The organism is Mycolicibacterium septicum DSM 44393 (assembly GCF_000455325.1).
GTDB lineage: Bacteria > Actinomycetota > Actinomycetes > Mycobacteriales > Mycobacteriaceae > Mycobacterium > Mycobacterium septicum.
The window spans coordinates 1,902,363-1,924,953 of record NZ_HG322951.1; the positions used below are offsets into that span (position 1 = coordinate 1,902,363).

Consider the following 22,591-nt stretch of genomic DNA (forward strand, 5'->3'; position numbering starts at 1 on the left):
TGGGCGGCGGGTTCTCGTCGACGCGCGCAGAACCCGCGGATCGGTAGGCTCGGTTTCATGTTCGCTTTTCTCCCAGGGATTCCCGGCAAGGACGAACTCAAGACGTGGGTCCGGCGCGTTGACACCGCCCGGCACAACGGCGTTCCCGGCGGCTGTGTCCTGGAGTTGGACCTGCTGTCGATACCGCCTGAGACCAGCGGCTTCGACCCGCTGGCCGTGATCGCGGGCGGGGGGCGCCCGATGGTGCTGCGGCAGACCGTCGCGGCGATCCACCGCGCGGCCAAGGACGACCGGGTGGCCGGGCTGATCGCGCGGGTGCAGCTGCCCGCCGCCGCACCCGGACCCGTGCAGGAGCTGCGCGAGGCCATCGCGGCGTTCAGCGATGTCAAACCTTCGTTGGCATGGGCGGAGACCTACCCCGGCACGCTGTCCTACTACCTGGCCTCGGCGTTCCGTGAGGTGTGGATGCAGCCGTCGGGCACGGTCGGTCTGGTCGGTTTCGCCACCAACGCGACGTTCCTGCGCGACGCCCTCGACAAGGTGGGTATCGAGGCCCAGTTCGTCGCGCGTGGTGAATACAAGTCGGCGGCAAACGTTTTCACCGAGGATCGCTACACCGACGCCCAGCGCGAGGCCGACGGCCGGATGATCGAAAGCCTGCAGTCGCAGGCATGGCAGGCCATCGCCGAATCGCGGCAACTGACCACGGAGGCCATCAACGCACTGGCCGACAGGGCGCCGGTGCTGCGTGATGACGCGGTGACCGCCGGCCTGATCGACCGGATCGGTTTCCGGGACGAGGCGTACTCGCGGATCGGTGAACTGTCCGGCGGCCCGGTCGAGGCCGGTGCGGATGCCGACAACCACCCGGATGCCCTACCGCGACTTTACCTTTCGCGTTACGCCCGGACGTCTCCGAAGGTGCCCGCACCACAGATCCCGGGACGCAAATCCAAGCCCACCATCGCGGTGGTGACGCTGCACGGTCCCATCGTCAGCGGGCGGGGCGGCCCGCAGGTGTTGCCACTGGGGAACTCCAGCGCAGGCGGGGACACCATCGGCGCGGCCCTGCGTGAGGCGGCCGCCGACGACGAGGTGTCGGCGATCGTGCTGCGTGTGGACAGTCCCGGCGGCTCGGTCACCGGGTCGGAAACCATTTGGCGCGAGGTGGTCCGGGCCCGCGAGCGGGGCAAGCCCGTCGTCGCCTCGATGGGCGCGGTCGCCGCGTCGGGCGGTTACTACGTGTCGATGGCGGCCGACGAGATCGTGGCCAACGCCGGCACCATCACCGGATCCATCGGTGTGATCACCGGCAAGCTGGTCTCGCGCGAGCTCAAGGACAAACTCGGGGTCGGTTCGGATTCCTTACGCACCAACCTCAACGCCGACGCCTGGTCTTCCAACGCGCCGTTCACCGACGAGCAGCATGCCCACGTCGAGGCCGAGACCGAGTTGTTCTACGCCGATTTCATCTCGCGGGTGGCCGATGGGCGCAACCTGTCGGTCGAGCAGGTCCAAGAGGTGGCCCGAGGCCGGATATGGACCGGCGCCGATGCGAAGGATCGCGGTCTGGTCGACGAACTCGGCGGGCTGCGTACCGCGATCGCCCGGGCCAAGGTTCTGGCGGGGCTGGATCCGGACACCAAGGTTCGGGTGCTGAGCTATCCCGGTTCGTCCTGGTTGGACATGTTGCGGCCCAAGCCGTCCTCGCAACCGGCGGCGGCGTCGTTGCCGCAGGCGGTCGGCAACCTGCTCGGGCAGTCGGTGGTCGGAGTTCTCGAGAATGCCGGGCGCACGATGACCGGGGTCAACGCACTTTGGCTGGGCGAACACCGGTTTTGACGCAATTGATAATTGCGGCGCGCTGACGCGGCTGTGCATCGGCTGCCGGGGGACTGTAACGTCAGACCTTGGCAACTGATGAATTGTCGACGAAATGACGGCCTGGCCCTGCGGTGTTCAACCCAGTCAGAGCAGCCGTAACGAGTGCGCGGCGGGGAACGGTGTCGTCAGACACATGGAGGACTCGTGCCCGCGCATAAAAGCCCGATGAAGGGCTTTGGAGACAAGCCAGACCTCGACCACCGCGAAGCCCCAGAGAATCCGCCGGACTCCGGCATCCTCAGGCGTGCCATCGCCGCATCGGCGATCGGGAACGCCACCGAATGGTTCGATTACGGTATCTACGCCTACGGCGTGAGCTACATATCCGCCGCCATCTTTCCCGGCGACGCCCAGCAGGCCACCCTGTTGGCGTTCGCCACGTTCGCCATCTCCTTCTTGGTGCGCCCACTGGGCGGCCTCGTGTGGGGCCCGCTGGGCGACCGGGTCGGCCGCAAGCACGTGCTCGCCATCACCATCGTCCTCATGGCCGGCGCGACGTTCTGCGTCGGGCTGATTCCGTCGTACGCCTCGATCGGCTTGTGGGCGCCGGCGCTGATGGTCGCACTACGCATGATTCAGGGGTTCTCCACCGGCGGTGAATACGGCGGTGCCGCAACGTTCATGGCCGAGTATGCGCCGTCGCGCAGGCGAGGATTCCTCGGCAGTTTCCTGGAATTCGGCACCCTGGCAGGCTTTTCGGCGGGTGCCTTGTTGATGCTGGGCTGCTCGGTGCTGCTCGACGACGAGCAGATGGGTTCGTGGGGTTGGCGGTTGCCCTTCCTGGTCGCGGCGCCGCTCGGCCTCATCGGTGTGTATCTGAGGTCCAGGCTGGAGGACACCCCGATCTTCCGCGAGTTGGAGGAGTCCGGAGAGACCGAACAGGGTGCGGTGACCCAGTTCAAGGATCTGGTGTCGGAGTATTGGGCGCCGGTCCTGCGGTTGGGCGGTGTCGTGGTGGCGCTCAACGTGGTGAACTACACCCTGCTCGCGTACATGCCGAGCTATCTGGAACAGACCATCGGACTGTCGAGCAGTCACTCGCTGATCGTTCCCATCATCGGCATGCTGACGATGATGGTGTTCCTGCCCATAGCCGGGCACATCTCCGACCGCGTGGGGCGCAAACCGATGTGGTGGTTCTCGCTGGTCGGCTTGTTCATCGCCGGGGTACCGATGTTCCTGTTGATGGCGACGAACATGCTCGGCGCCATCATCGGTTTCGCGGTTCTCGGACTGCTCTATGTGCCTCAGCTGTCCACCATCTCGGCGACGTTCCCGGCGATGTTCCCGACCCAGGTCCGCTACGCGGGATTCGCCATCGCCTACAACGTGTCGACGTCGCTGTTCGGCGGCACCGCACCGGCGATCAACGACTGGCTGGTCGGGCTGACCGGCGACAAGTTGGTGCCCGCGTACTACATGATGCTCGCTTGCGTGGTCGGGATGATCGCACTGGTCAAGGTCCCCGAGACGGCCCGATGTCCGCTCAACGGCACCGAGATACCCGGGACCCCGGAGGCACCTGCCCAGCTGGAATACGAGCCGGGTTTCGAGGCCGATTCCGAGGCTGACATCACCGTCGGTTCCGGCACGCCGACGGCATCAACCGGCGGGTAGCCGGGCGATCAACCGGTCGACGGCGTCCTCCATGTGGGCCAGCATCAACTTGTCGGTGAGGGCGACGTCGCCGGATCGGATAGCGCTCGCCAGGCTCTGGTGCTCGTTGACCCGGTCGGTCGCGGCGTCGTAGGTGTCGGCCAGCGCGTGCACGCACATCCTGGTCTCGACCAGGAAGGTCTGGTGCAGGCGGGAAAGCCGTGGGCTGCCTGCGAGTTCGACGAGCACCTCGTGGAAACGCATGTCGGCTTCACTGACCTCGTCCAGGTCCCTGGCCGCCGCCATCTCGTCGACGACGGCGAGTAACGCGTCCCCGGCGCTCGCGTAGTCGCCCTGCAGGATCTGGCGGCTCGCGGCGCGCTCGATCGCCTCGCGGGCCAGGTACATGTCGCGGATCTCGCCGGAGTCCATGGTGTTGACGAACACTCCGCGGTTGCGGATCGCGATGAGCAGGCCTTCCTGGGTGAGGCGCTGCATGCCCTCGCGCACGGGACCGCGGCTGACGCCGAACTTGCGCGCCAACTCGGCCTCACCGAGTTGCGTACCGGGTACGAGTTCGCCGTAGGCGATGGCCTGCCTGAGCTTTTCGGCCACGATGCCCGGTGTCGACTCCTGCTCGACGGGAGTGATGAAGTCGGTCACGGTCTCGCCCCGAACAGGCGGCCCAGTCCGGGCAGCGGCGGCACCGGCCCGATCAGCTGCAGGCCCTTCCAGACCGTGACCTGATTGGCGGTGAGCACCGTCTTGCCGACGGCGGATTCCAGCTGGTCGATGAAACCCATTGTGTGCATGGCGGTGTCGGGTACGAGCACGGCCTCGGCGTCCGGGTGGTCGGCGGCCCGGACCATGGCGAGCACCTGCGCCTGCCCCAGCAGGCCCACCTCGGCCGCGGTGACGATGCCGTGGCTGCCCATCGACACCACGTCCACACCGCCGCCCGACAGAAATGCCACGAAGTGCGCCGCCACGTCCTCGGGATAGGACGCCGCCACCGCCACCCGATGTATGCCCAAGTACTGCAACGCATCTACGAAGGCGATCGACGTCGACGAGGCCGGGACGCCGGCCTCGGCGGCCACGTCGTCGGCCTGACGGCGGGCACCGTCGCGGCCGAAAACGAAACTGCCGGAGGTGCACGCCCACATCATCGAATCGGGGCGCGCCGCACCCAAGCGCACGACACCGTCGGCGAGGCGTTCGGTCCGGCCGAGGTCGAGCAAGGCATCTACGCGATGGGCGTCCTCGCCGACCGAGGTGATCGCGACGGGCAGGCGGACCGTCGCCTGCAGGCGTGCCTCCAGCGCGCCGAAGTCGTCTTCGGCGCTGTGGCCGGGATAGAGGATGCCCACCGTGGCCATGCAGTCTCCCTTCACCGGCCCATGTCAGGTTTCCAGCAGCCGCTGACCGGCACCTACGGCCTTGCGGCCGGCGACGGCCAGCGCCGCCCACATGGTCACCTGATTGGCCGTGACCACGGGCTTGTCGAGGTCACGCTCCAAACGGGCGATCAGATCGTAGGTCGGCAGGTTCGTGCAACTGATGACGATGGCCTCGGCGTCGGAACAATCTGTGGCACAGACCAACTCGGCCGTCCTCTCGTAGGGCACCGCCCAGATCTGGGAGGTCATACCCAGGCCGGCGGTGGCGGCCACCTCGATCCCGGCCTCCATGAGGTAGCTGGTCAGCCCGCTGGTCAGGTCTGCGGTGTAGGGGGTGACCGTGGCGACCGTCTTCACGCCGAGGTGCCGGAGGGCGGCGAGCATGGAGCCACTGGTGGTCACCGCGGCCGGGGCTCCGGCCGCACGCATCGCCGCGACCAGAGCGGCCTCGCCGGCCATTCCCTTGACGAAGCTTCCCGCGGTACACGCATACGCCGTGACCAGTGGCGACACCGCGAGCACGTTGGCGGCACCGGCCTCGACCTGCTCGGGTTCGGAGACATGCACCGCCATGTCGACGGTCACCGGCAGCGGGGCGTACCGCAGCCGGGTGACGTAGAGGCTGACGTCATTGGGCACCCAGCGCCACAGTTCACGGTCGAGCGCGAAGTCGTAGGGCGTCACGACGCCTATCCCCACCTGCTGCAACGGTGGGGGAGGAACGATTTCCTCGAGCGTCATGTCCATAGTGTGAGGCCGAGTCGGCCAACCGGCAACAGATTGTTGACAATCCTACGAAGGCCTTCCTAGCCTCGGAACCGTGCCGCCCCAAGCTGCCCGACCGGTGATCGCGGTGCTGTGTGAGCGCGCGACCGACCGGGTGCCGGGCCTGGCCTGCGTGGACGCGGAGTTCCGCTACTGCGATGCCGACGGGTTGGGGCAGGCAGTCGAGGGTGCGCAGGCGTTGCTGCTGTGGGATTACTTCTCCACCGCACTCAGTGCGGTCTGGACGCATGCGGATGCGCTGGAGTGGATTCACGTCGCCGCCGCCGGCGTCGACAAGTTGCTGTTCGACCAGTTGCGGGAATCCGACGTCGTGGTCACCAATGCCCGCGGCGTATTCGACCGTCCCATAGCCGAATACGTGCTCGGCGCGGTACTGGCCCACGCGAAGGGGAGCCGGGCCAGCCTCGAGTTCCAGCGTCGTCATGAGTGGCGCTACCGCGAGACCCGCAGCATCGCGGGCGCCCATGCACTCGTGGTCGGGACGGGCGGCATCGGCCGTGAGATCGCCCGCCTGCTGCGCGCGGCCGGAATGTCCGTACGGGGCGCGGGGCGCGTGGCGGTCGACGAGGATCCGGACTTCGGAACGGTGGTCACCACCGACGATCTGGCCGCGGCCGTCGGCTGGTGCGATCACCTGGTGCTGGCCGCCCCGCTCACTCCGGCGACCCGGGGTCTGGTCGACGCGGATGTACTGAAGGCGATGAAATCCGATGCGCACCTTGTCAATATCGCGCGGGGGCCCATCGTCGACGAGGATGCGCTGCTTGCCGCGTTGACCGAAGGCCGCATCGGCGGGGCCACCCTCGACGTGTTCAGCATCGAGCCGCTGCCCGCCGGACATCCCCTGTGGGACGCGCCGGGTGCCGTCATCACCGCGCACATGTCCGGCGACGTCGTCGGATTCCGCGAGACTCTCGCCGATCAGTTCGCCGACAATGCGCGACGCTGGCTGGCCGGGCAGCCGCTGCGCAACGTGGTCGACAAATCGCTGGGCTACGTACCGGGAGGTGCGACGTGACGATCCCACAGGCGGTCGAGCTGCTCGAGGCCTACCGCACCAGGACGATCTCGCCGGTGGAGGCGACCGAGGCGGCCCTGTCGGCCATCGATCGCCACAACGACGCGGTCAACGCGTTCGTACTCGTCGACCCCGAAGGTGCGGTGGCCGCTGCGCGCGAGTCCGAAAAACGTTGGTACGACGGACAACCACTGGGGCCGGCCGACGGGGTCCCGACGTCGATCAAGGATGCACTGTGGACCCGCGGCTGGCCGACCCTGCGCGGCAGCTGGCTCATCGACGAGGCGGGTCCGTGGAACGAGGATGCGCCCAGCGTGGCGCGGCTGCGGGAATCCGGTGCGGTGCTGCTCGGCAAGACCACGACACCGGAGTACTCGTGGAAAGGCGTGACCGACTCGCCGCGCTACGGAGCGACCGGCAACCCGTGGGATCCCGCCGTGACCGCGGGCGGGTCGAGTGGTGGCAGCGCCGCGGCGGTGGCCCTCGGCATGGGGGCATGGTCGGTGGGCACCGACGGCGGGGGTTCGGTGCGCATCCCCGCGGCGTTCACGGGCACCGTCGCCCTCAAGCCCACCTACGGTCTCATCCCGCTGTATCCGCCGAGCCCCTTCGGCACGCTTTCGCATGCCGGCCCGATGGCCCGAACGGTCGCCGATGTTGCCGCGCTGCTGGACGTGATCACCGGATTCGACGCGCGCGACTGGTCGGCAATGCCCTCTCCGCGTTCGGCTTTCCGTGCCGCGCTGGACGGCGGGATCGCCGGGCTGCGGGTCGCCTACTCTTCGAACCTCGGCTTCGGGGCCAACGACCCTGAGGTGGACGTCGCGGTGCGGACGGCGGTCGAGGCGCTTGCGGCGGCCGGGGCGCACGTCGAAGAGGTCGACCCGGGCTTCGCCGACCCCGTGCACGCCTTCCACGTGCTGTGGTTCTCCGGGGAGGCAAAGGTATTGGGAGGCAGTCTGAACGGCCCGGCGGACGGGCGGGTCGATCCGGGCCTGCGCCGCACGGCAGAAACCGGGACGACCTTCACCGCGTCGGACTATCTGGACGCGACCGCCGTGCGGATGAAGCTCGGGGAACTGATGGGCCGGTTCCATCAGACCTACGACGTCCTCGTCACGCCGACCCTGCCGCTGACCGCCTTCGCCGTCGGACAGGATGTCCCCGACGGCTCGACCTCACCGGACTGGACGAGTTGGACGCCCTACACCTACCCGTTCAATCTGACTCAGCAGCCCGCACTTTCGGTGCCGTGCGGGTTCAGCTCGGGCGGCCTGCCCATCGGGCTGCAGATCGTCGGCCCCCGGCATGCGGATGCCTTGGTGCTCCGGGTGGGGGAGGCTTACCAGGGCGCCACGGACTGGCATCGCCGGGCACCCGCGTTGCTGACAGAGGAGGTCGCATGAGCCGGTTGATCACCGTCTCGCTGGACAAGCGTGGCGTCAGTTGTGTTGCCCGGCTCCTCGATGAAGCGGCACCGCGAACGTGTGCCGCCGTGTGGGATGCCCTGCCGCTGGCCGCGCAGGTGTTTCACGGCAAGTACGCCCGCAACGAGATCTACACTCTGCTACCGGCGTTCGGCGCCGACCCCGGTAAGGAGAACACCACCGTCACCCCGATACCGGGCGACCTGTGCTGGTTCTCGTTCGACTCCGACGATCTGGGTAACCCGGCATACGGATACGAGAACAGTGCAGGCACGGGAACCACGGGTGCGATCGTCGACCTGGCGTTGTTCTACGGTCGCAACAATCTGCTGATCAACGGAGACCAGGGTTGGGTGCCCGGCAACGTGTTCGGCGAGATCGTGGACGGGCTCGAGGAGATGGCGGCCGCGTGCCAGGACTTGTGGATGGGCGGAGCCAGAGGCGAGACGCTGAGCTTCGCCCGGGCGTCCTGACCGGACCTCAGCCCAGAGTTCCGCGTCGCCAGCTTGGATTCAGCATCGACGCCGCGGATCACTGCTCAATGCTGACCGCGATCCGCGGCGTAACCACGATGCCACGAGGCGGGCCGAACCAGACGCCGGTCGAACTCAGCCCAGAGTTCCGCTGATGTAGACGATCTCGCCCATCGGGTCGTTCTCGTCGCGGTCGGGAACCGGCAGGCCGTGGCGGACGAACAGCTCCGACCGGACCACGCCGGACATCTGCCAGCCCTTGGTACTCAAGTAGTCAGCGGCCGAATGCCTTTCGCCGTGGTAGATCAGCGAGGGCATGTCCATGTTCAACCCCATCTGGCTGAACGTCGCGGTGGCGGCGCGGGCCTTCTCCGGGTCGAAGTCCTTGAGCCCGGGCACGAACTCGGTGGCCACCGCACTGCCCGGTGCGCTCAGTGCGGCGATGTTGTCGAACAACCGGTCTTGGGCCTCCGGCGGCAGGTAGATCAGCAGACCCTCGGCACACCACGCGGTCGGGGCGGCCGGATCGAATCCCGCTGCCTTCAGGGCGGCCGGCCAGTCGTCACGCAGGTCGATCGGTACCGTCCGTCGTTCGGCCGTCGGTGCCGCCCCCAGGTCCGCGAGCGTGCGGGTCTTGAACTCGATCACCTCGGGCTGGTCGATCTCGTAGACCACGGTGCCCTCGGGCCAGGGCAGCCGGTAGGCGCGGGAGTCCAGACCGGAGGCCAGGATCACCGCCTGCCGGACGCCCGCCTTGCCTGCGGCGATGAAGAAGTCGTCGAAGAACCGTGTGCGCACGGCCATCTCGTCGATGTTGGCGCGGGCCCGGTCGGCGGCGTCGGGTGCGAAGGCGGTCAGAGTAGCCAGGTCCAGCTCACCGTCGACCATCTTGGTGAACACCTCGATGCCCACGGCGCGGACCAACGGCGCGGCGAACGGATCGTCGATCAGCCCGTGGGCATCCCGGCTGGCGATCGCCCGCCCGGTCGCCACCAACGTTGCCGTTGCGCCGACGCTGGAGGCCAGATCCCAGCTGTCGCCATCGGTGCGTGCCATACGTGCGCCTCCCGGTTGTCTAGTTCGGTGTCTTCAGTGTCGCTGACAGGTAACCAGAATCGCCCGCGAGATCGTCGAGCTCCTCGGGATAGGGGAAACCGTGCGACGCGTAGGCCGCCCGGGTGGGCTGCACCGTGGCGTCCCAGCCCGACGCGGTGAGGTGATCGCGGGCCGATGTCCGCTCACCCGAGTAGAACAGGTCCATCAGATCCACATCGGACCCGACCTTCTTGGACCATTCGCTGACCCGCTCGGACCACTTCTCCGTGAGCGAGGCGGCGTCCATGTGTTCGGTGGCCAGCCGGCTGCCCGGCGCGCTGAGCGCGGTGATGTTGTCGAACAGCCGGTCCTGGGCTTCCGGCGGCAGGTAGATCAGCAGGCCTTCGGCAATCCAGGCCGTCGGGAGCTGCGGATCGAAACCGTTGTCACGCAGGGCTGCCGGCCAGTCGTCGCGCAGATCGATCGGCACGGTGTGCAGCTCGGCGGCCGGCTCCGCCCCGAGGTCGGTGAGCGTGCGGGTCTTGAACTCCAGCACCGCAGGCTGATCCACCTCGAACACCACGCTGTCGGCAGGCCAGGCCAGCCGATACGCGCGGGTGTCCAGGCCGGACGCCAGGATCACGGCCTGGCGGATCCCGGCGTCTGCGGCCGCGAGAAAGAAGTCGTCGAAAAATCGGGTGCGGACGGCGATCTGTTCGCACATCCGCTCCCGGTCGAGCATCAGGTCGCCCTCGACGCACACCTCGCCGTCGGCGAGCCGGATGCTGTGTTCGAGACCCACCGCGCGCACCAGCGCATCGGCGAACGGGTCATTGATGAGCGGGTCGGGTTGCTTGGTGGCCAGCGCGCGGGAGGCCGCGACACCGGTCGCGGTCGCCCCGACGCTCGTAGCCAGATCCCAGTTGTCTCCGTCGGTGCGTGCCATTGATGTTCCTAATCTTGTCCGGCGTCTCGTATCGCGATGACGGCCTGTGAATTGCGTTGCGGCTCGGCGGCTTCTCCGGCGGGGAACTCGCGGCCGTAGTCGGCGAACAGCTCGGGCCGCCGCCGCGCGGTCACCGACCATCCCCGGTCGGTGAGGTACTCGAGCACCGAGTTGCGCTCGCCGTCGTACCAGAGGTTGGCCAGATCGAGATCGAGGCCGTGCCGGCGCCACTGCTCGCTCAGGACCTGACCGCGCTCGCGGATGTTCGCCGCCATGCCGGGGAGGTGGTACTCGGTGGCCAAGCGGCTGCCCGGGGCGCTGAGTGTGGTGATGTTGTCGAACAGCCGGTCCTGGGCCTCCGGCGGCAGGTAGGCCAGCAGGCCCTCGGCGCTCCATGCGCTCGGTGCCGTCGGATCGAATCCGGCGGCGCGCAGCGCCGCGGGCCAGTCCTCGCGCAGGTCGATGGCCACGGTGCGGCGCTCGGCCGTGGGTGTGGCCCCGATCTGGGTCATGGTGGCGGTCTTGGCTCCGATCACCGCGGGCTGGTCGATCTCGTAGACCACGGTGCCGTCGGGCCAGGGCAGCCGGTAGGCGCGGGAGTCCAGGCCGGAGGCCAGGATCACCGCCTGCCGGATACCGGCGTCGCCCGCCGCGGTGAAGAAGTCGTCGAAGAACTTCGTCCGCACCGCCATGATCCCGGTCATCAGCGCGGCGCCCTCGGCCAGCTGACCGTCGAGGTCGACCTCCCCGTCGACGAGCTTGGTGAAGAACTCCACCCCCACGGCGCGCACCAGGTCCGCGGCGTACGGGTCGTTGATCAGCGGATCAGGTTCGGCGCTGGCGATGGCGCGGGCCGCGGCGACCATCGTCGCCGTGGCACCCACGCTGGAGGCCAAATCCCAGGTGTCGGTGTCGGACCGGGTCATTCGGGTTCTCCTGACTTCTCGACTTCTCGGCGTTACCGCTCGGCTGCTATTTCTCGGCGGCGATGTAGAGCACCGATGCCGCGTGGGCCTCGTCCTCGACCGGCGGCAGGCCGGTGCGGATCAGCAGATCGTTCGACGAGATGCCGGTGGTCTGCCACGCGTGGCCTTCCAGATACGTCGTCACGTCGGCGCGGTCGCCGAGGAAGATCAGCTCGTTGAGGTCCATGTCGAGGCCGTGTGCCCGCCAGCGGTCGGTGAACTCCTGCATCCGGGCGCGGATGGTCTCCTCGTCGTTGGACTCGGTCGCGGGCACACCCTCGACACCGAAGCGGCTTCCCGGCGCGCTCAGCGCGGTGATCTGGTCGAGCAAACGGTCCTGGGCATCCCCCGGTAGGTAACCCAGCAACCCCTCGGCGATCCACGCCGTCGGCGCCGACGGGTCGAATCCCGTCTCGGCCAGCGCGGCGGGCCAGTCGAAGCGCAGGTCGATGGCCACCGTCCGGCGCTCGGTCGTCGGCACTGCGCCCAGACCGGCCAGGGTGGCGCTCTTGAACTCGATCACCTCGGGCTGATCGACCTCGTAGACGACGGTGCCGTCGGGCCACGGCAGCCGGTAGGCCCGCGAGTCCAGCCCGGCCGCCAGGATGACCGCCTGCCGGATACCGGCGCGGCACGCGCTCAGGAAGAAGTCGTCGAAGAAGCGGGTCCGGGCGGCCATCCCGTTGGCGAACCGGATCAGGCCGGTCGCCGCCTCTTCGTCGAGACCCTCGGTGGTGAAGTCTTCGTCGGCGAGCTTGCTGAAGAAATCCATCCCCACGGCGCGAACCAGGGGAGCGGCGAACGGGTCGTCGATCACCGGATCATCGGCGTTCGTTGCCATCGCGCGCGCTGCCGCGACCATCGTCGCCGTGGCACCCACGCTGGAGGCCAGATCCCACGAGTCGTCAGCAGTCCGGGCCATGAATTCCCCTTTGTTCAGTCAAAATCAACGTGTTAGTTAGGTGATGTAATGAGCTGTCGCCGACTGTACGCTCCGATTCTGAAGAGAAGCTCTGCTCTGCGGCGCGGCTGTACCCCGGACGGATCGGGGAGGGTCGACGTCGGTGTATGCCGGGTGCATGCAGGGGTGCTCTCCAGGGCAGCTGTTACTCTCGTAGACTGATTTGACGGCTGAGTCCGCAGGCTGCGCGCCTGCAGGGCGGTCGGACATGACTTGACCATTGACGCTGGCTCCACCAGCCCCATTTGGCACGCCGCGCTGAGAAGTCGGCTGCGCAGGAGGAAGAGTGCTTTCGGCTTTCATCTCATCACTGCGGACGGCCGACCTCAGACGCAAGATCCTGTTCACGTTGGGCCTGGTGATCCTGTACCGGGCCGGCGCGTCGATCCCGTCTCCGGGGGTTAACTACCCGAACGTCCAGAAGTGCATCGAGCAGGTCAGCGGCGGCGATTCGGCGCAGATCTACTCGTTGATCAACCTGTTCTCCGGCGGCGCACTGCTGCAGCTGACGATCTTCGCGGTGGGCGTCATGCCCTACATCACCGCCAGCATCATCGTGCAGCTGTTGGTCGTGGTGATCCCACGGTTCGAGCAGCTGCAGAAGGAAGGTCAGGCCGGTCAGGCCAAGATGACGCAGTACACGCGTTATCTGTCGGTCGCGCTGGCCATCCTGCAGGCCACCAGCATCGTGGCGCTGGCCGCCAACGGCGGGCTGCTGCAGGGCTGCAGCCTCGACATCATCCAGGACAGCTCGATCTTCGGCCTCATCACCATCGTGCTGGTGATGACCGCGGGCGCAGCGCTGGTGATGTGGATGGGTGAGCTCGTCACCGAGCGGGGCATCGGCAACGGCATGTCGCTGCTGATCTTCGCCGGTATCGCGGCCCGCATCCCGTCCGAAGGCCAGACCATCCTGGAGAGCCGCGGCGGCCTGGTGTTCACCGCGGTCGTTGCCGCGACGCTGCTCATCATCGTCGGCGTGGTGTTCGTCGAGCAGGGGCAGCGCCGCATCCCGGTGCAGTACGCCAAGCGCATGGTGGGCCGCAAGATGTACGGCGGCACCTCCACCTACCTGCCGCTCAAGGTCAACCAGGCCGGCGTCATCCCGGTGATCTTCGCGTCGTCGCTGATCTACATCCCGCACCTGATCACCCAGCTGATCCAGAGCGGCAGCTCCAACCCGGGCACGGGTTGGTGGGACAAGTTCGTCGCCGAGTATCTGACGAATCCGGCGGACCCGGTCTACATCGCGATCTACTTCGGCCTGATCATCTTCTTCACGTACTTCTATGTGTCGATCACGTTCAATCCAGATGAGCGTGCCGACGAGATGAAGAAGTTCGGCGGATTCATCCCGGGCATCCGGCCCGGTAAGCCCACTGCGGACTATCTGCGGTATGTGCTCGGCCGGATCACCCTGCCGGGGTCGATCTACCTCGGCACGATCGCCGTCCTGCCCAACCTGTTCCTGCAGATCGGAAACACGGGCTCGGTACAGAATCTGCCGTTCGGCGGAACCGCGGTTCTCATCATGATCGGTGTCGGTTTGGATACCGTCAAACAGATCGAGAGCCAGCTCATGCAACGTAACTACGAAGGGTTCCTGAAGTGAGAGTCGTTCTACTCGGACCGCCCGGTGCGGGCAAAGGCACGCAGGCGGAAAAGCTGTCCGAGAAGCTCGGCATCCCGCAAATCTCCACCGGGGACCTGTTCCGCAAGAACATCGGTGACGGCACCCCGCTCGGCCTGGAGGCCAAGCGCTACCTGGACGCCGGCGACCTGGTTCCCGCCGAGCTGACGAACCGTCTGGTGGAGGACCGCATCGACCAGGCCGACGCCGCCGACGGGTTCATCCTGGACGGTTACCCCCGCTCGGTCGAGCAGGCCGGTGCGCTCAAGGACATGCTTGCCGCCCGCAACACCCAGCTCGACGCGGTGGTCGAGTTCCAGGTGTCCGAGGACGAGCTCCTGACCCGCCTGAAGGGCCGTGGCCGCGCCGATGACACCGACGAGGTCATCCGCAACCGCATGAAGGTCTACCGCGACGAGACCGAGCCGCTGCTGGAGTACTACCGCGACGACCTGAAGACCGTGGATGCGGTGGGCGCCCTCGACGAGGTGTTCGCCCGCGCGCTGCAGGCACTGGGTAAGTGATCAGATTGCCGGGGTTGCGCAAGCGCAAGGTCGTTGCGCAGCGCAGCGCCGGAGAGTTGGACGCGATGGCCGTGGCCGGGGCGCTGGTCGCCTCGGCGCTGCGCGCGGTGCGCGCCGCCGCCGCCCCGGGCGTGTCCACACTCGAGCTGGATCAGATCGCCGAGTCCGTCATCCGTGACGGTGGCGGCACCCCGTCGTTCCTTGGCTACCACGGGTTCCCGGCCAGTATTTGCGCATCCGTCAATGACCGTGTCGTGCACGGCATTCCGTCGGCCGGCGAGAAACTGGCCGCCGGAGACCTGGTGTCCATCGACTGCGGCGCGATCGTCGACGGCTGGCACGGCGACTCGGCGGTCACCTTCGGGATCGGCGCGCTCATCGCGGCCGACGAAGCTCTTTCTGCGGCAACGAAATCGGCCATGGAGGCCGGCATCGCCGCGATGCTGCCGGGAAATCGGCTCACCGACGTCTCGCACGCGATCGAGGTCGAGACCCACGCCGCCGAGGCGCGCCACGACCGCAAGTACGGGATCGTCGACGGCTACGGCGGCCACGGCATCGGCCGGCAGATGCACATGGACCCGTTCCTGCCCAACGAGGGATCGCCGGGGCGCGGCCCGTACCTGGAGCCCGGCTCGGTACTGGCCATCGAACCCATGCTCACCCTGGGCACCACCGAGACGAAGATCCTCGATGACGACTGGACCGTCGTCACCGTCGACGGGACCCGCGCGGCGCACTGGGAGCACACTGTCGCCGTCACCGAAGACGGCCCGCGAATCCTCACTCAGTAATTAACGCCAGCAATCACTACCCGAATCGCGCGCCCGCGCTGGTGTACGCCCGCGCGCAAAGGTAGTAATTGAACCGGATCGCCACCAACGTCGTATCACAGACGGAGGTAGGGAATGGATGATCCGGAGGCCGCCATGATGCGGGTGCTCTACGACGAGCATGCTGCCGCGCTCTGGCGCTACGCGCTTCGGCTCACGGGTGACCGTGCCCGGGCCGAGGACGTGGTGCAGGAGACTCTGCTGCGTGCATGGCGTCACCCTGACGTCACCGCCGACACCGATCGATCAGCACGTGCCTGGTTGTTCACCGTGGCCCGCAATATGATCATCGATGAACGTCGGAGTGCCCGGTTCCGAAACGAAACCGGGGTGCCCGACCCGGAACAGGTGGCAGACCATGCCGGGACTGTTGCGACTCCCGACCAAGTGGACAACGCGTTGGATCGAATCTTGCTGAGCACGGCGCTGAGCCAACTCTCCGACGAACACCGGGCCGTGGTCCGCCGGGCGTACTACCAGGGCTGGACCACCGGGCAGATTGCCGACGACCTAGGGATACCTGAAGGCACCGTGAAATCACGGCTTCACTACGCGGTACGCGCGCTACGACTGAACCTGCAAGAGATGGGGGTGACACGATGACACAGTTCGGTGTACCCCACATTCCTGATCCGGTCGAATCCGACCGTTACCGGACCTGGGATGCGGCCTACGTGCTCGGATCGCTGGAAAGCAGCGAGCGACGCGAGTATGAGGCCCATCTGGAGGGCTGCGCGCGGTGCCGTTCCGCGGTGGCGGAGTTGACCGGAATGCCCGCACTGCTGGCCATGCTCGACCTCGACGACGTGCTTGCCCTCGAATCCGAACAGCCCGATCCGCCGCTGCGCCCCGAGGTGCTGCAGTCCGTGCTGGCCAAGGTGAGCTGGGGACGGCGCCGTTCGCGGTGGGTGACCACGGCGGCCGTTGGCGTGGCCGCGGCACTGCTGGCGATCGGTGTGGTCGTCGGTGTCCGTCCGGAAGTGTTCGGCCTGCACAGCGGCACCGAACAGCAGGCCTCGGAGATGCTGGCGATGAGCAAGGTCTCCGAAACGCCCATCAACGCCAGCATCGCCATGACCAGTTACTCCTGGGGCACCCGGATCGACATGGCGTGCAATTACGGGAGCTGGGGCAAGCAGGATGCACCCCCGCAGAACCTGGGCATGGTCGTGATCGGCCGGGACGGCAGCCGCAACGAGATCGCGACGTGGCTGGGGTTGTCCGGCGCCACCGCGCTGCCCAGCGGCAATACCCAGATGCCGAAGGCGGATATCGCTGCGGTGCAACTGGTTACGTCACCCGAGGGCAAGGTGCTGCTGGAAAAGCAGCTCTGAGCCTTCCGGCTCTGCCGGCCGGCCATTCGCCGCTTCGTCACGCTGGGGTGGCCCTCAGACCAGAGGGTCACTCCAGCGTGACGTTCGGCGTGGTGCCCTCCTTGCGATGTCCTGCGATATCGCGGGGAGTTTGCACAAATCCGTTATCCGGGTGAACCACCGCCGCCCATGGGTCGTGTCACTGGCAGAGCACGGAAGTAGGTGACACATGGTCGAGACGCACAGGGTGGTGGACCACATCGTCGGCTATCTGGCCGCGAATGGGATCTCGCACATCTTCGGCGTGGACGGTGCCAACATCGAGGACCTCTACGACGCGGCGTACTTCCGTGACGACATCACCGCGGTGCTGGCGAAACACGAATTCTCCGCTGCCACAATGGCGGACGGGTACAGCCGCAGCGGCGCCGGGATTGGCGTGGTGGCGGCGACCTCGGGCGGTGGCTGCCTCAACACGGTGCCCGGGCTGGCGGAATCGCTGGCCAGCCGGGTCCCTGTGCTGGCCCTGATCGGGCAGGCACCGACGACGCTCGACGGCCACGGTGCCTTCCAGGACACCAGCGGGGACAACGGCAGCCTGGACGGGCACGCCCTGTTCTCGGCGGTCTCGCTGTACTGCCGCAGGGTGCTGAAGCCCGCCGACATTCGCACGGCTCTCCCGGATGCGCTGGCCGCCGCGCGCACCGGTGGTCCCGCGGTGTTGTTGCTGCCCAAGAACATTCAGCAGGCAGAGCTGAGATTGTCCGGCGAGACCGATGGCAGCGGCAACGGGCGGGCCGGGGCCGGCGGGACGGGACCACGCCACTCCGATCTGGGGCCGCTCGAGCGGGCCCTGCGCGGCGTCGACGGCCCGATCACGATCATCGCCGGTGAACAGGTGGCGCGTGACGACGCCCGCGCCGAACTGGAACGACTGCGGGCCACGCTGCGTGCGCGGGTGGCCACGGTGCCCGACGCCAAAGACGTGGCGGGCACCCCGGGACTCGGCTCGTCCTCCGCGTTGGGGGTGGCCGGTGTGATGGGCCACCCCGGGGTGTCCGTTGCCGCAGCCCAGAGCGCGATATGCCTGCTGGTCGGCACCCGCATGACGGTGACCGCCCGGGCCGGTCTCGACGAGGCGCTGGGCCGGGTGGCGACGTACTCGATCGGCTCCCAGGTGCCGTTCCCGGCGTGCACGCATGTCCACTCCGACGACCTGCGCCAGTCGCTGACGCTGCTGGCCCGGGCGCTGTCGGGTCCCGGCCGGCCGGTTCAGGTGCGGGTGCCCGATCTGGTGCCGCGCACCGAACTGCGGCCGCCGGCCCATGACGGCCCGGGCATCCGGTACCGCGACGCGATGGCCGTGCTCGACAAGGCCCTGCCCGACGGCACCGACATCGTCGTCGACGCGGGCAACGTCGGGGCGTCGGCCATCCACTACCTGCCGGCCCGGCGTGACGGGCGGTTCATGGTGGCGCTGGGTATGGGCGGGATGGGCTACAGCTTCGGTGCGGGCATCGGGATGACGTTCCACCGGGCCGCCGGCGCGGACGCCGTGACCAACCGGCGTACGGCCGTGATCGCCGGTGACGGCTCATTCTTCATGCACGGCATGGAGATTCACACCGCGATGCAGTACCGGCTGCCGATCACATTCGTGCTGTTCGACAACCACGCCCACGCCATGTGCGTAACCCGTGAACAGCTGTTCTACGACGATCGCTACTCCTACAACAGGTTCGGCCCGAGCCGGCTGGGCGCCGGCCTGGCGGCGATGTTCCCCGGCCTGCCCGCATACGACGTCACCGAGATCCGCCAACTGCCCCGCGCGCTGGGCATGGCACTGGACACCGACGGCCCGTCGGTTCTGAGCATCGAATGTTCAGCCGACGAAATCCCGCCGTTCGCAGCGTTTCTGACCACAACCGACAGCACACCTTCCATCGCACAGGAGAACAGGTCCCATGTCACTGCCCGCGCTTGAAGACATCACGGCCCATCGGGCCACCCGCACCCCGCTCGACGGACTGATCCGGATCGAGACCTCGCCCAAGGAGCAGGCCACGCCGATCATCATGGACATGATGCGGTCGGTCTATCCGCACGACCAGGTGTTCGGTCAGTTCTGCACGGTCAACGACTACGTCGAGTGCCCGCCCGACGAGTTGTTCGACTACATGTCCGACACCCGCTGCCTGGAGGAGTGGACCTACAGCCTGCGAGGTTTCACCCCGACCGAGGAACCCGGGCTGTGGCTGGCCCACGACCGGCTCGGCGCCGGGCCGTCGGGGCCGGGCAGCGCGATCTACACCCGCACCGTGGCCAACCGCGACGCGCTGACCGTCGACTACCACTGCGCCTGGGATCAGGGCAAGCATCTGTGGATGATCTACCTGATGCGGATCGTCGATGCGCAGGTGGTCTTGGACAAGCCGGGATCGGTTGTGCTGTGGACGAATTGCCACCATCCGTTCTACGACGAGAACCCCTACCCGGAGACGGCGCCCCCGGCGCGACCGGTCTGGGTGGGCGACTTCTGGGACATGTTCGGTCCCGGCCACCTGCTGGAATTGCGGAACCTCAAGGCAATCGCCGAATACCGGCACCGCAACGGCCTGCCGGTCACGCCGGCGTGGATGAAGTGAGGTACGGCCATGACTGCGAATATGTCCACGAAGAACCCCGTCAGCCTCATCGACGTGTCCACGTACCTGCCCGGTGATCCGATCGGCGCCGACTACTACGCCGGGTTCGCCGAATCAGATGAGTTGGCCGAGAACGTGATGTTCCGCGCGCCGAAGTTCCGTCACCATGTGGCGCCCGAGGAAACCGCGATCGACATGGTCGAGCGGGCCGCGGCCGGGTTGATCGAGCGGCACGGTTCCGACGTCATCACCGGGGCCGATGTGCTGATCACCCACACCCAGCTGCCCGACATGCCGTTCTACGGTGGCGGTGGCGGCATGGCGCACCGGCTGGGGATGAAACCCGACTGGGTGATCGACCTGCACAACGGCGGGTGCGCGGCCTTCGTGCTCGGGCTCAAGGTGGCCCGCACGCTGTTGAGCGCGGGGGAGGCCCGGACCGCGGTGATCGCGATCGCCCAGAACGCCGCGGGCACGGTCTTCGACCAGCCGACCGTCCGGCGCAAATCCCAGGCCTCGGTCCCCGGTGACGGCGCGGCGGTCGCACTGGTGACGCTGTCGGACTCCTCGCCCATCCTCGACATCGAATGCCGCACGTACGGCGAGTACGCGGGTGACATGACCCTGGCAATCGACCCGCCGGCCAAGTGGTGGCAGGCCCGTACCGGGGAGGCCTCCATCGGCTTCACCGAGAGCAAGATCACCAAGGTGCTGGCGCGGGGCAACCGGCAGGTTCCCGAGGTGTCCTATGCGGTCTGCGACCGGATCGGTGTGCAACCCAAGGACATCGACCTGTTGGTCACCAACCAGCCCAACCGGGTCTTCCTGCGCAACTGGCGCGAGGCGCTGGAGCTGCCGGCCGAACGTCACGTCGATACTTTCGATGACTGTGGAAACCTTTTCGCCGCAGGCATTCCCGTCAATTTCGACCGGGCTGTCACCGACGGGCGGGTGAAGGCAGGCGATACCGTGCTGATGGCCGCCTTCGCCCACGCCGGTGACTTCGCCGGGGCCGCCGCGGTGCGGTGGGGCGGGCGGGCCGGCAACGGCAGCGACCTGGGGAACGGGTGATGGTGGCACCCCGCACCGCACTGTCCGACGTCGTCGGCGCGCTGCCGCAGGCGGTCAATCCGTTGGCGCTGTCGCTCAACGAATGCCCGTTTCCGCCGCTGCCCGCGGTGCGCTCAGCGCTGCGTGCGTGCGATGAGGCGGCCAACCGTTATCCCGAATTCCTGCCGCAGCGGTTGCGCTCGCTGATCGCCGATCACGACGGGATGGCCGAGGAACAGGTGATCGTCGGTGCCGGTGCCACCGGGGTCATCATGCAGGTACTGCATGCGGTGACCAGTCCCGGCGACACCATGGTGATGGCGGAGCCAACGTTCGACGGGTATCCGATCTTCGCGCAGATGGCACGGTTGCGGACGGTGACGATTCCGCTCGACGCGCACGGCCATCATGACCTGGACGCGATGGCCGAGGCCGGCAAGGGCGCGCGGGTCGTGGTGGTCTGCCGGCCGCACAACCCGACGGGCACCATCGAACCGGCCGTCGAGATCGAGCGCTTCCTGACCCGGCTTCCCGAGGACACCGTCGTGCTGCTGGACGAGGCATACGTGGAGTTCCTGGCCGCCGGACAGCGCATCGACGGGCCGAACCTGGTGGCCCGGTTCGGAAATGTCGTGGTGGTGCGCACTTTTTCGAAGGCCTACGGACTGGCCGGGCTGCGGATCGGCTATGGCTTCTGCGCCCCCGATCTCGGCCGTCAGCTGTGGCGGATGCAGCTGCCGTTCGGGATCGGGCTCAGCGCCCAGGTGGCCGTCGCCGCCTCGTACGATGCGGAAAATCAACTGCGCCAACGTATCCGGATGATCGCCGCGGAACGGCGCTACCTGCAGACGCGGTTGCGGGCGCTGGGTGTCTACAGCACGGACGGGCAGGCCAACTTCCTGTACCTGCCCGGCGGGTCCCTGCCGTGGCCGGAGGTGTTCGAGGGCACCGGACTTCAGCTCCGTCACTATGCCGACGGCGGGGTGCGGATCACCATCGGATCGCGGCAGTCCACCCGTGCGGTGCTGGGTGCGGTGACAGCGGCCGCCTGATCCGCAGAATGCGCGCGGAATGCGTGGTGCCCGCGCGGTGATGCGGTAAGAAGAGGCGTGACCTCGCCACCGGACAAACGTGACCCCATCGCGCAGGCCCGCGCGAACTGGGAGGCCGCCGGATGGGGCGATGTGGCCGGCGGGATGGTCGCGGTGACATCGGTGATGCGGGCCCACCAGATTCTGCTGGCCCGGGTGGAGTCCGCGCTGCGGCCTTACGATCTGAGCTTCTCTCGGTTCGAACTGCTGCGGCTGCTGGCCTTCAGCCGATCCGGCGCGCTGCCGATCACCAAGGCCTCCGACCGACTCCAGGTACACGTCACCAGCGTCACGCACGCCATCCGGCGCTTGGAGGCCAACGGTCTGGTGGAGCGCATCCCGCACCCCACCGACGGGCGCACCACGCTGGTACAGATCACGAAGCTCGGGCGCTCGACGGTCGAGGACGCCACCGTGACCCTCAACGAGCAGGTGTTCGCCGATGTCGGGATGTCGGATGAGCAGTCCCAGGCGCTGGTGACGTCGATCGAGACGCTGCGCCGACACTCCGGGGATTTCTGAGGCGGGTCTCCGGGCGGGAGCCCCACTACCCTCGAACGTAGTTGAGGGGAGCGAGCATGCAAGCCAAGCGGGTAGCCGCGGCGCTGGGCTCCGTCGTCGTCGTGTTGACGGCGGCCTGTAGCACCACGACCACCGGGACAGCGACCGCTCCGGACGACGTCGTGCCGTTCACGTCGGAGTCGAAGGCGCCCAAGCGAACTGCCCCGAAGAGTCCGCCGACCGCAGGGTCACCGCGCGGTACGGCGGGGTTGCCGCCGGAGGCGTTCGCCGAGGTGCGCGCCGCCGGCATCGAAGGTTCCGACCGCGCGATCGGGAATCAGGTGATGATGGCCTGCATCATGGCGGCCGGCAGCTTCAACAAGACCAGGCAGGATGTCGTCAACGTGCTGATCCAGATGGGCAGCAAGCTCCCGCCCGACGCGCTCACGACCATCGTGAACGTGGCGCTCAAGTACGAGTGCCCCGAACTCGCCGGGAAGCTCGGCGGTTAGT

The 22,591-nt window shown here is 67.6% G+C and carries 23 protein-coding genes; 16 read left to right on the forward strand and 7 right to left on the reverse strand.

What is annotated here, in order from left to right; genetic code table 11:
- Positions 1 to 57: 57 nt before the first annotated feature.
- Positions 58 to 1,842, forward strand: coding sequence for a signal peptide peptidase SppA (gene sppA / locus TX88_RS08945; protein WP_044516188.1), 1,785 nt, complete (start codon positions 58 to 60; stop codon positions 1,840 to 1,842).
- 207 nt (positions 1,843 to 2,049) lie between these two features.
- Entirely contained in the window at positions 2,050 to 3,501 is a 1,452-nt protein-coding gene (locus TX88_RS08950; RefSeq protein WP_044516189.1) for an MFS transporter, read from the forward strand.
- Here TX88_RS08950 and TX88_RS08955 read toward each other — a convergent pair.
- Genes TX88_RS08955 through TX88_RS08965 form a run of 3 tightly spaced genes read right to left on the reverse strand, consistent with a single transcriptional unit; the run spans position 3,487 to position 5,621 of the window.
- The gene (locus TX88_RS08955) at positions 3,487 to 4,143 is read right to left on the reverse strand and encodes a GntR family transcriptional regulator (RefSeq protein ID WP_044516191.1); all 657 of its coding nucleotides are present in this window, start codon (positions 4,141 to 4,143) and stop codon (positions 3,487 to 3,489) included. The genes TX88_RS08950 and TX88_RS08955 overlap by 15 nt on opposite strands.
- Complete coding sequence (locus tag TX88_RS08960; RefSeq protein WP_044516193.1) at positions 4,140 to 4,859, reverse strand: maleate cis-trans isomerase family protein; 720 nt, start codon at positions 4,857 to 4,859, stop codon at positions 4,140 to 4,142. Before TX88_RS08960 ends, TX88_RS08955 begins: the two co-directional genes overlap by 4 nt.
- Before the next feature lie 24 nt (positions 4,860 to 4,883).
- A complete protein-coding gene (locus tag TX88_RS08965; RefSeq protein WP_244438388.1) occupies positions 4,884 to 5,621 on the reverse strand; it encodes a maleate cis-trans isomerase family protein in 738 nt (245 codons plus the stop codon).
- A gap of 79 nt (positions 5,622 to 5,700) precedes the next feature.
- Between TX88_RS08965 and TX88_RS08970 the strand changes: the two genes are divergently transcribed.
- From TX88_RS08970 to TX88_RS08980, 3 genes are read left to right on the forward strand one after another with little or no spacing between them, the layout of a single operon-like run.
- On the forward strand, positions 5,701 to 6,684 hold the full coding sequence (locus TX88_RS08970; protein WP_044516195.1) for a D-2-hydroxyacid dehydrogenase: 984 nt from the start codon (positions 5,701 to 5,703) through the stop codon (positions 6,682 to 6,684).
- Positions 6,681 to 8,090 carry an amidase gene (locus tag TX88_RS08975; protein ID WP_209446964.1) on the forward strand — a complete coding sequence of 470 codons (1,410 nt, stop codon included), beginning with the start codon at positions 6,681 to 6,683 and terminating at the stop codon, positions 8,088 to 8,090. The genes TX88_RS08970 and TX88_RS08975 overlap by 4 nt, the downstream gene beginning before the upstream one ends.
- The gene (locus tag TX88_RS08980) at positions 8,087 to 8,584 is read left to right on the forward strand and encodes a DUF3830 family protein (protein ID WP_044516196.1); all 498 of its coding nucleotides are present in this window, start codon (positions 8,087 to 8,089) and stop codon (positions 8,582 to 8,584) included. Before TX88_RS08975 ends, TX88_RS08980 begins: the two co-directional genes overlap by 4 nt.
- Before the next feature lie 135 nt (positions 8,585 to 8,719).
- On the opposite strand, the gene TX88_RS08985 is transcribed toward TX88_RS08980, so the two are convergent.
- From TX88_RS08985 to TX88_RS09000, 4 genes are read right to left on the reverse strand one after another with little or no spacing between them, the layout of a single operon-like run.
- The gene (locus TX88_RS08985; protein WP_044516198.1) at positions 8,720 to 9,640 is read right to left on the reverse strand and encodes a class I SAM-dependent methyltransferase; all 921 of its coding nucleotides are present in this window, start codon (positions 9,638 to 9,640) and stop codon (positions 8,720 to 8,722) included.
- Between the two features lie 19 nt (positions 9,641 to 9,659).
- Complete coding sequence (locus TX88_RS08990; protein WP_044516199.1) at positions 9,660 to 10,565, reverse strand: class I SAM-dependent methyltransferase; 906 nt, start codon at positions 10,563 to 10,565, stop codon at positions 9,660 to 9,662.
- Positions 10,566 to 10,573: 8 nt separating this feature from the next.
- Positions 10,574 to 11,491 carry a class I SAM-dependent methyltransferase gene (locus tag TX88_RS08995; protein ID WP_044516201.1) on the reverse strand — a complete coding sequence of 306 codons (918 nt, stop codon included), beginning with the start codon at positions 11,489 to 11,491 and terminating at the stop codon, positions 10,574 to 10,576.
- Between the two features lie 46 nt (positions 11,492 to 11,537).
- A complete protein-coding gene (locus TX88_RS09000) occupies positions 11,538 to 12,452 on the reverse strand; it encodes a class I SAM-dependent methyltransferase (RefSeq protein WP_044516202.1) in 915 nt (304 codons plus the stop codon).
- 325 nt (positions 12,453 to 12,777) lie between these two features.
- Here TX88_RS09000 and secY point away from each other — a divergent pair, with 325 nt between their 5' ends.
- The 11 genes from secY (at position 12,778) to TX88_RS09055 (ending at position 22,590) form a co-directional block, all read left to right on the forward strand.
- Positions 12,778 to 14,103 carry a preprotein translocase subunit SecY gene (gene secY / locus TX88_RS09005; RefSeq protein ID WP_044516204.1) on the forward strand — a complete coding sequence of 442 codons (1,326 nt, stop codon included), beginning with the start codon at positions 12,778 to 12,780 and terminating at the stop codon, positions 14,101 to 14,103.
- Complete coding sequence (locus tag TX88_RS09010; protein ID WP_044516206.1) at positions 14,100 to 14,645, forward strand: adenylate kinase; 546 nt, start codon at positions 14,100 to 14,102, stop codon at positions 14,643 to 14,645. Before secY ends, TX88_RS09010 begins: the two co-directional genes overlap by 4 nt.
- Positions 14,642 to 15,439: a type I methionyl aminopeptidase gene (gene map, locus TX88_RS09015; RefSeq protein WP_044516207.1), complete on the forward strand. Its 798-nt coding sequence runs from the start codon at positions 14,642 to 14,644 to the stop codon at positions 15,437 to 15,439. The genes TX88_RS09010 and map overlap by 4 nt, the downstream gene beginning before the upstream one ends.
- A 114-nt stretch (positions 15,440 to 15,553) precedes the next feature.
- Positions 15,554 to 16,081: a sigma-70 family RNA polymerase sigma factor gene (locus TX88_RS09020; RefSeq protein ID WP_044516208.1), complete on the forward strand. Its 528-nt coding sequence runs from the start codon at positions 15,554 to 15,556 to the stop codon at positions 16,079 to 16,081.
- Positions 16,078 to 16,812: an anti-sigma factor family protein gene (locus tag TX88_RS09025; protein WP_044516211.1), complete on the forward strand. Its 735-nt coding sequence runs from the start codon at positions 16,078 to 16,080 to the stop codon at positions 16,810 to 16,812. Before TX88_RS09020 ends, TX88_RS09025 begins: the two co-directional genes overlap by 4 nt.
- A gap of 208 nt (positions 16,813 to 17,020) precedes the next feature.
- Entirely contained in the window at positions 17,021 to 18,775 is a 1,755-nt protein-coding gene (locus tag TX88_RS09030) for a thiamine pyrophosphate-binding protein (RefSeq protein ID WP_044516212.1), read from the forward strand.
- Complete coding sequence (locus tag TX88_RS09035) at positions 18,756 to 19,436, forward strand: hypothetical protein (protein ID WP_044516213.1); 681 nt, start codon at positions 18,756 to 18,758, stop codon at positions 19,434 to 19,436. Before TX88_RS09030 ends, TX88_RS09035 begins: the two co-directional genes overlap by 20 nt.
- 21 nt (positions 19,437 to 19,457) lie before the next feature.
- On the forward strand, positions 19,458 to 20,507 hold the full coding sequence (locus TX88_RS09040; protein WP_044516215.1) for a 3-oxoacyl-ACP synthase III family protein: 1,050 nt from the start codon (positions 19,458 to 19,460) through the stop codon (positions 20,505 to 20,507).
- The gene (locus tag TX88_RS09045; RefSeq protein ID WP_044516216.1) at positions 20,507 to 21,538 is read left to right on the forward strand and encodes a pyridoxal phosphate-dependent aminotransferase; all 1,032 of its coding nucleotides are present in this window, start codon (positions 20,507 to 20,509) and stop codon (positions 21,536 to 21,538) included. The genes TX88_RS09040 and TX88_RS09045 overlap by 1 nt, the downstream gene beginning before the upstream one ends.
- A gap of 57 nt (positions 21,539 to 21,595) precedes the next feature.
- A complete protein-coding gene (locus TX88_RS09050) occupies positions 21,596 to 22,099 on the forward strand; it encodes a MarR family transcriptional regulator (RefSeq protein WP_044516218.1) in 504 nt (167 codons plus the stop codon).
- 56 nt (positions 22,100 to 22,155) lie between these two features.
- Positions 22,156 to 22,590: a hypothetical protein gene (locus tag TX88_RS09055; RefSeq protein WP_044516220.1), complete on the forward strand. Its 435-nt coding sequence runs from the start codon at positions 22,156 to 22,158 to the stop codon at positions 22,588 to 22,590.
- Position 22,591 lies beyond the last annotated feature (1 nt).

What these genes read in the sequence shown, in the direction of transcription:
- TX88_RS08980 (WP_044516196.1), top strand. Translation starts at nt 8,087, where the DNA reads ATGAGCCGGTTGATCACCGTCTCGCTGGACAAGCGTGGCGTCAGTTGT.
- TX88_RS08950 (WP_044516189.1), top strand. Translation starts at nt 2,050, where the DNA reads ATGAAGGGCTTTGGAGACAAGCCAGACCTCGACCACCGCGAAGCCCCA.
- TX88_RS08960 (WP_044516193.1), bottom strand. Translation starts at nt 4,859, where the DNA reads ATGGCCACGGTGGGCATCCTCTATCCCGGCCACAGCGCCGAAGACGAC.
- TX88_RS08965 (WP_244438388.1), bottom strand. Translation starts at nt 5,621, where the DNA reads ATGACGCTCGAGGAAATCGTTCCTCCCCCACCGTTGCAGCAGGTGGGG.
- TX88_RS08990 (WP_044516199.1), bottom strand. Translation starts at nt 10,565, where the DNA reads ATGGCACGCACCGACGGAGACAACTGGGATCTGGCTACGAGCGTCGGG.
- sppA (WP_044516188.1), top strand. Translation starts at nt 58, where the DNA reads ATGTTCGCTTTTCTCCCAGGGATTCCCGGCAAGGACGAACTCAAGACG.
- TX88_RS09035 (WP_044516213.1), top strand. Translation starts at nt 18,756, where the DNA reads ATGTCACTGCCCGCGCTTGAAGACATCACGGCCCATCGGGCCACCCGC.
- TX88_RS08995 (WP_044516201.1), bottom strand. Translation starts at nt 11,491, where the DNA reads ATGACCCGGTCCGACACCGACACCTGGGATTTGGCCTCCAGCGTGGGT.
- TX88_RS08985 (WP_044516198.1), bottom strand. Translation starts at nt 9,640, where the DNA reads ATGGCACGCACCGATGGCGACAGCTGGGATCTGGCCTCCAGCGTCGGC.
- TX88_RS09020 (WP_044516208.1), top strand. Translation starts at nt 15,554, where the DNA reads ATGGATGATCCGGAGGCCGCCATGATGCGGGTGCTCTACGACGAGCAT.
- TX88_RS09040 (WP_044516215.1), top strand. Translation starts at nt 19,458, where the DNA reads ATGTCCACGAAGAACCCCGTCAGCCTCATCGACGTGTCCACGTACCTG.
- TX88_RS09000 (WP_044516202.1), bottom strand. Translation starts at nt 12,452, where the DNA reads ATGGCCCGGACTGCTGACGACTCGTGGGATCTGGCCTCCAGCGTGGGT.
- TX88_RS09025 (WP_044516211.1), top strand. Translation starts at nt 16,078, where the DNA reads ATGACACAGTTCGGTGTACCCCACATTCCTGATCCGGTCGAATCCGAC.
- TX88_RS09055 (WP_044516220.1), top strand. Translation starts at nt 22,156, where the DNA reads ATGCAAGCCAAGCGGGTAGCCGCGGCGCTGGGCTCCGTCGTCGTCGTG.
- TX88_RS09030 (WP_044516212.1), top strand. Translation starts at nt 17,021, where the DNA reads ATGGTCGAGACGCACAGGGTGGTGGACCACATCGTCGGCTATCTGGCC.
- TX88_RS09045 (WP_044516216.1), top strand. Translation starts at nt 20,507, where the DNA reads ATGGTGGCACCCCGCACCGCACTGTCCGACGTCGTCGGCGCGCTGCCG.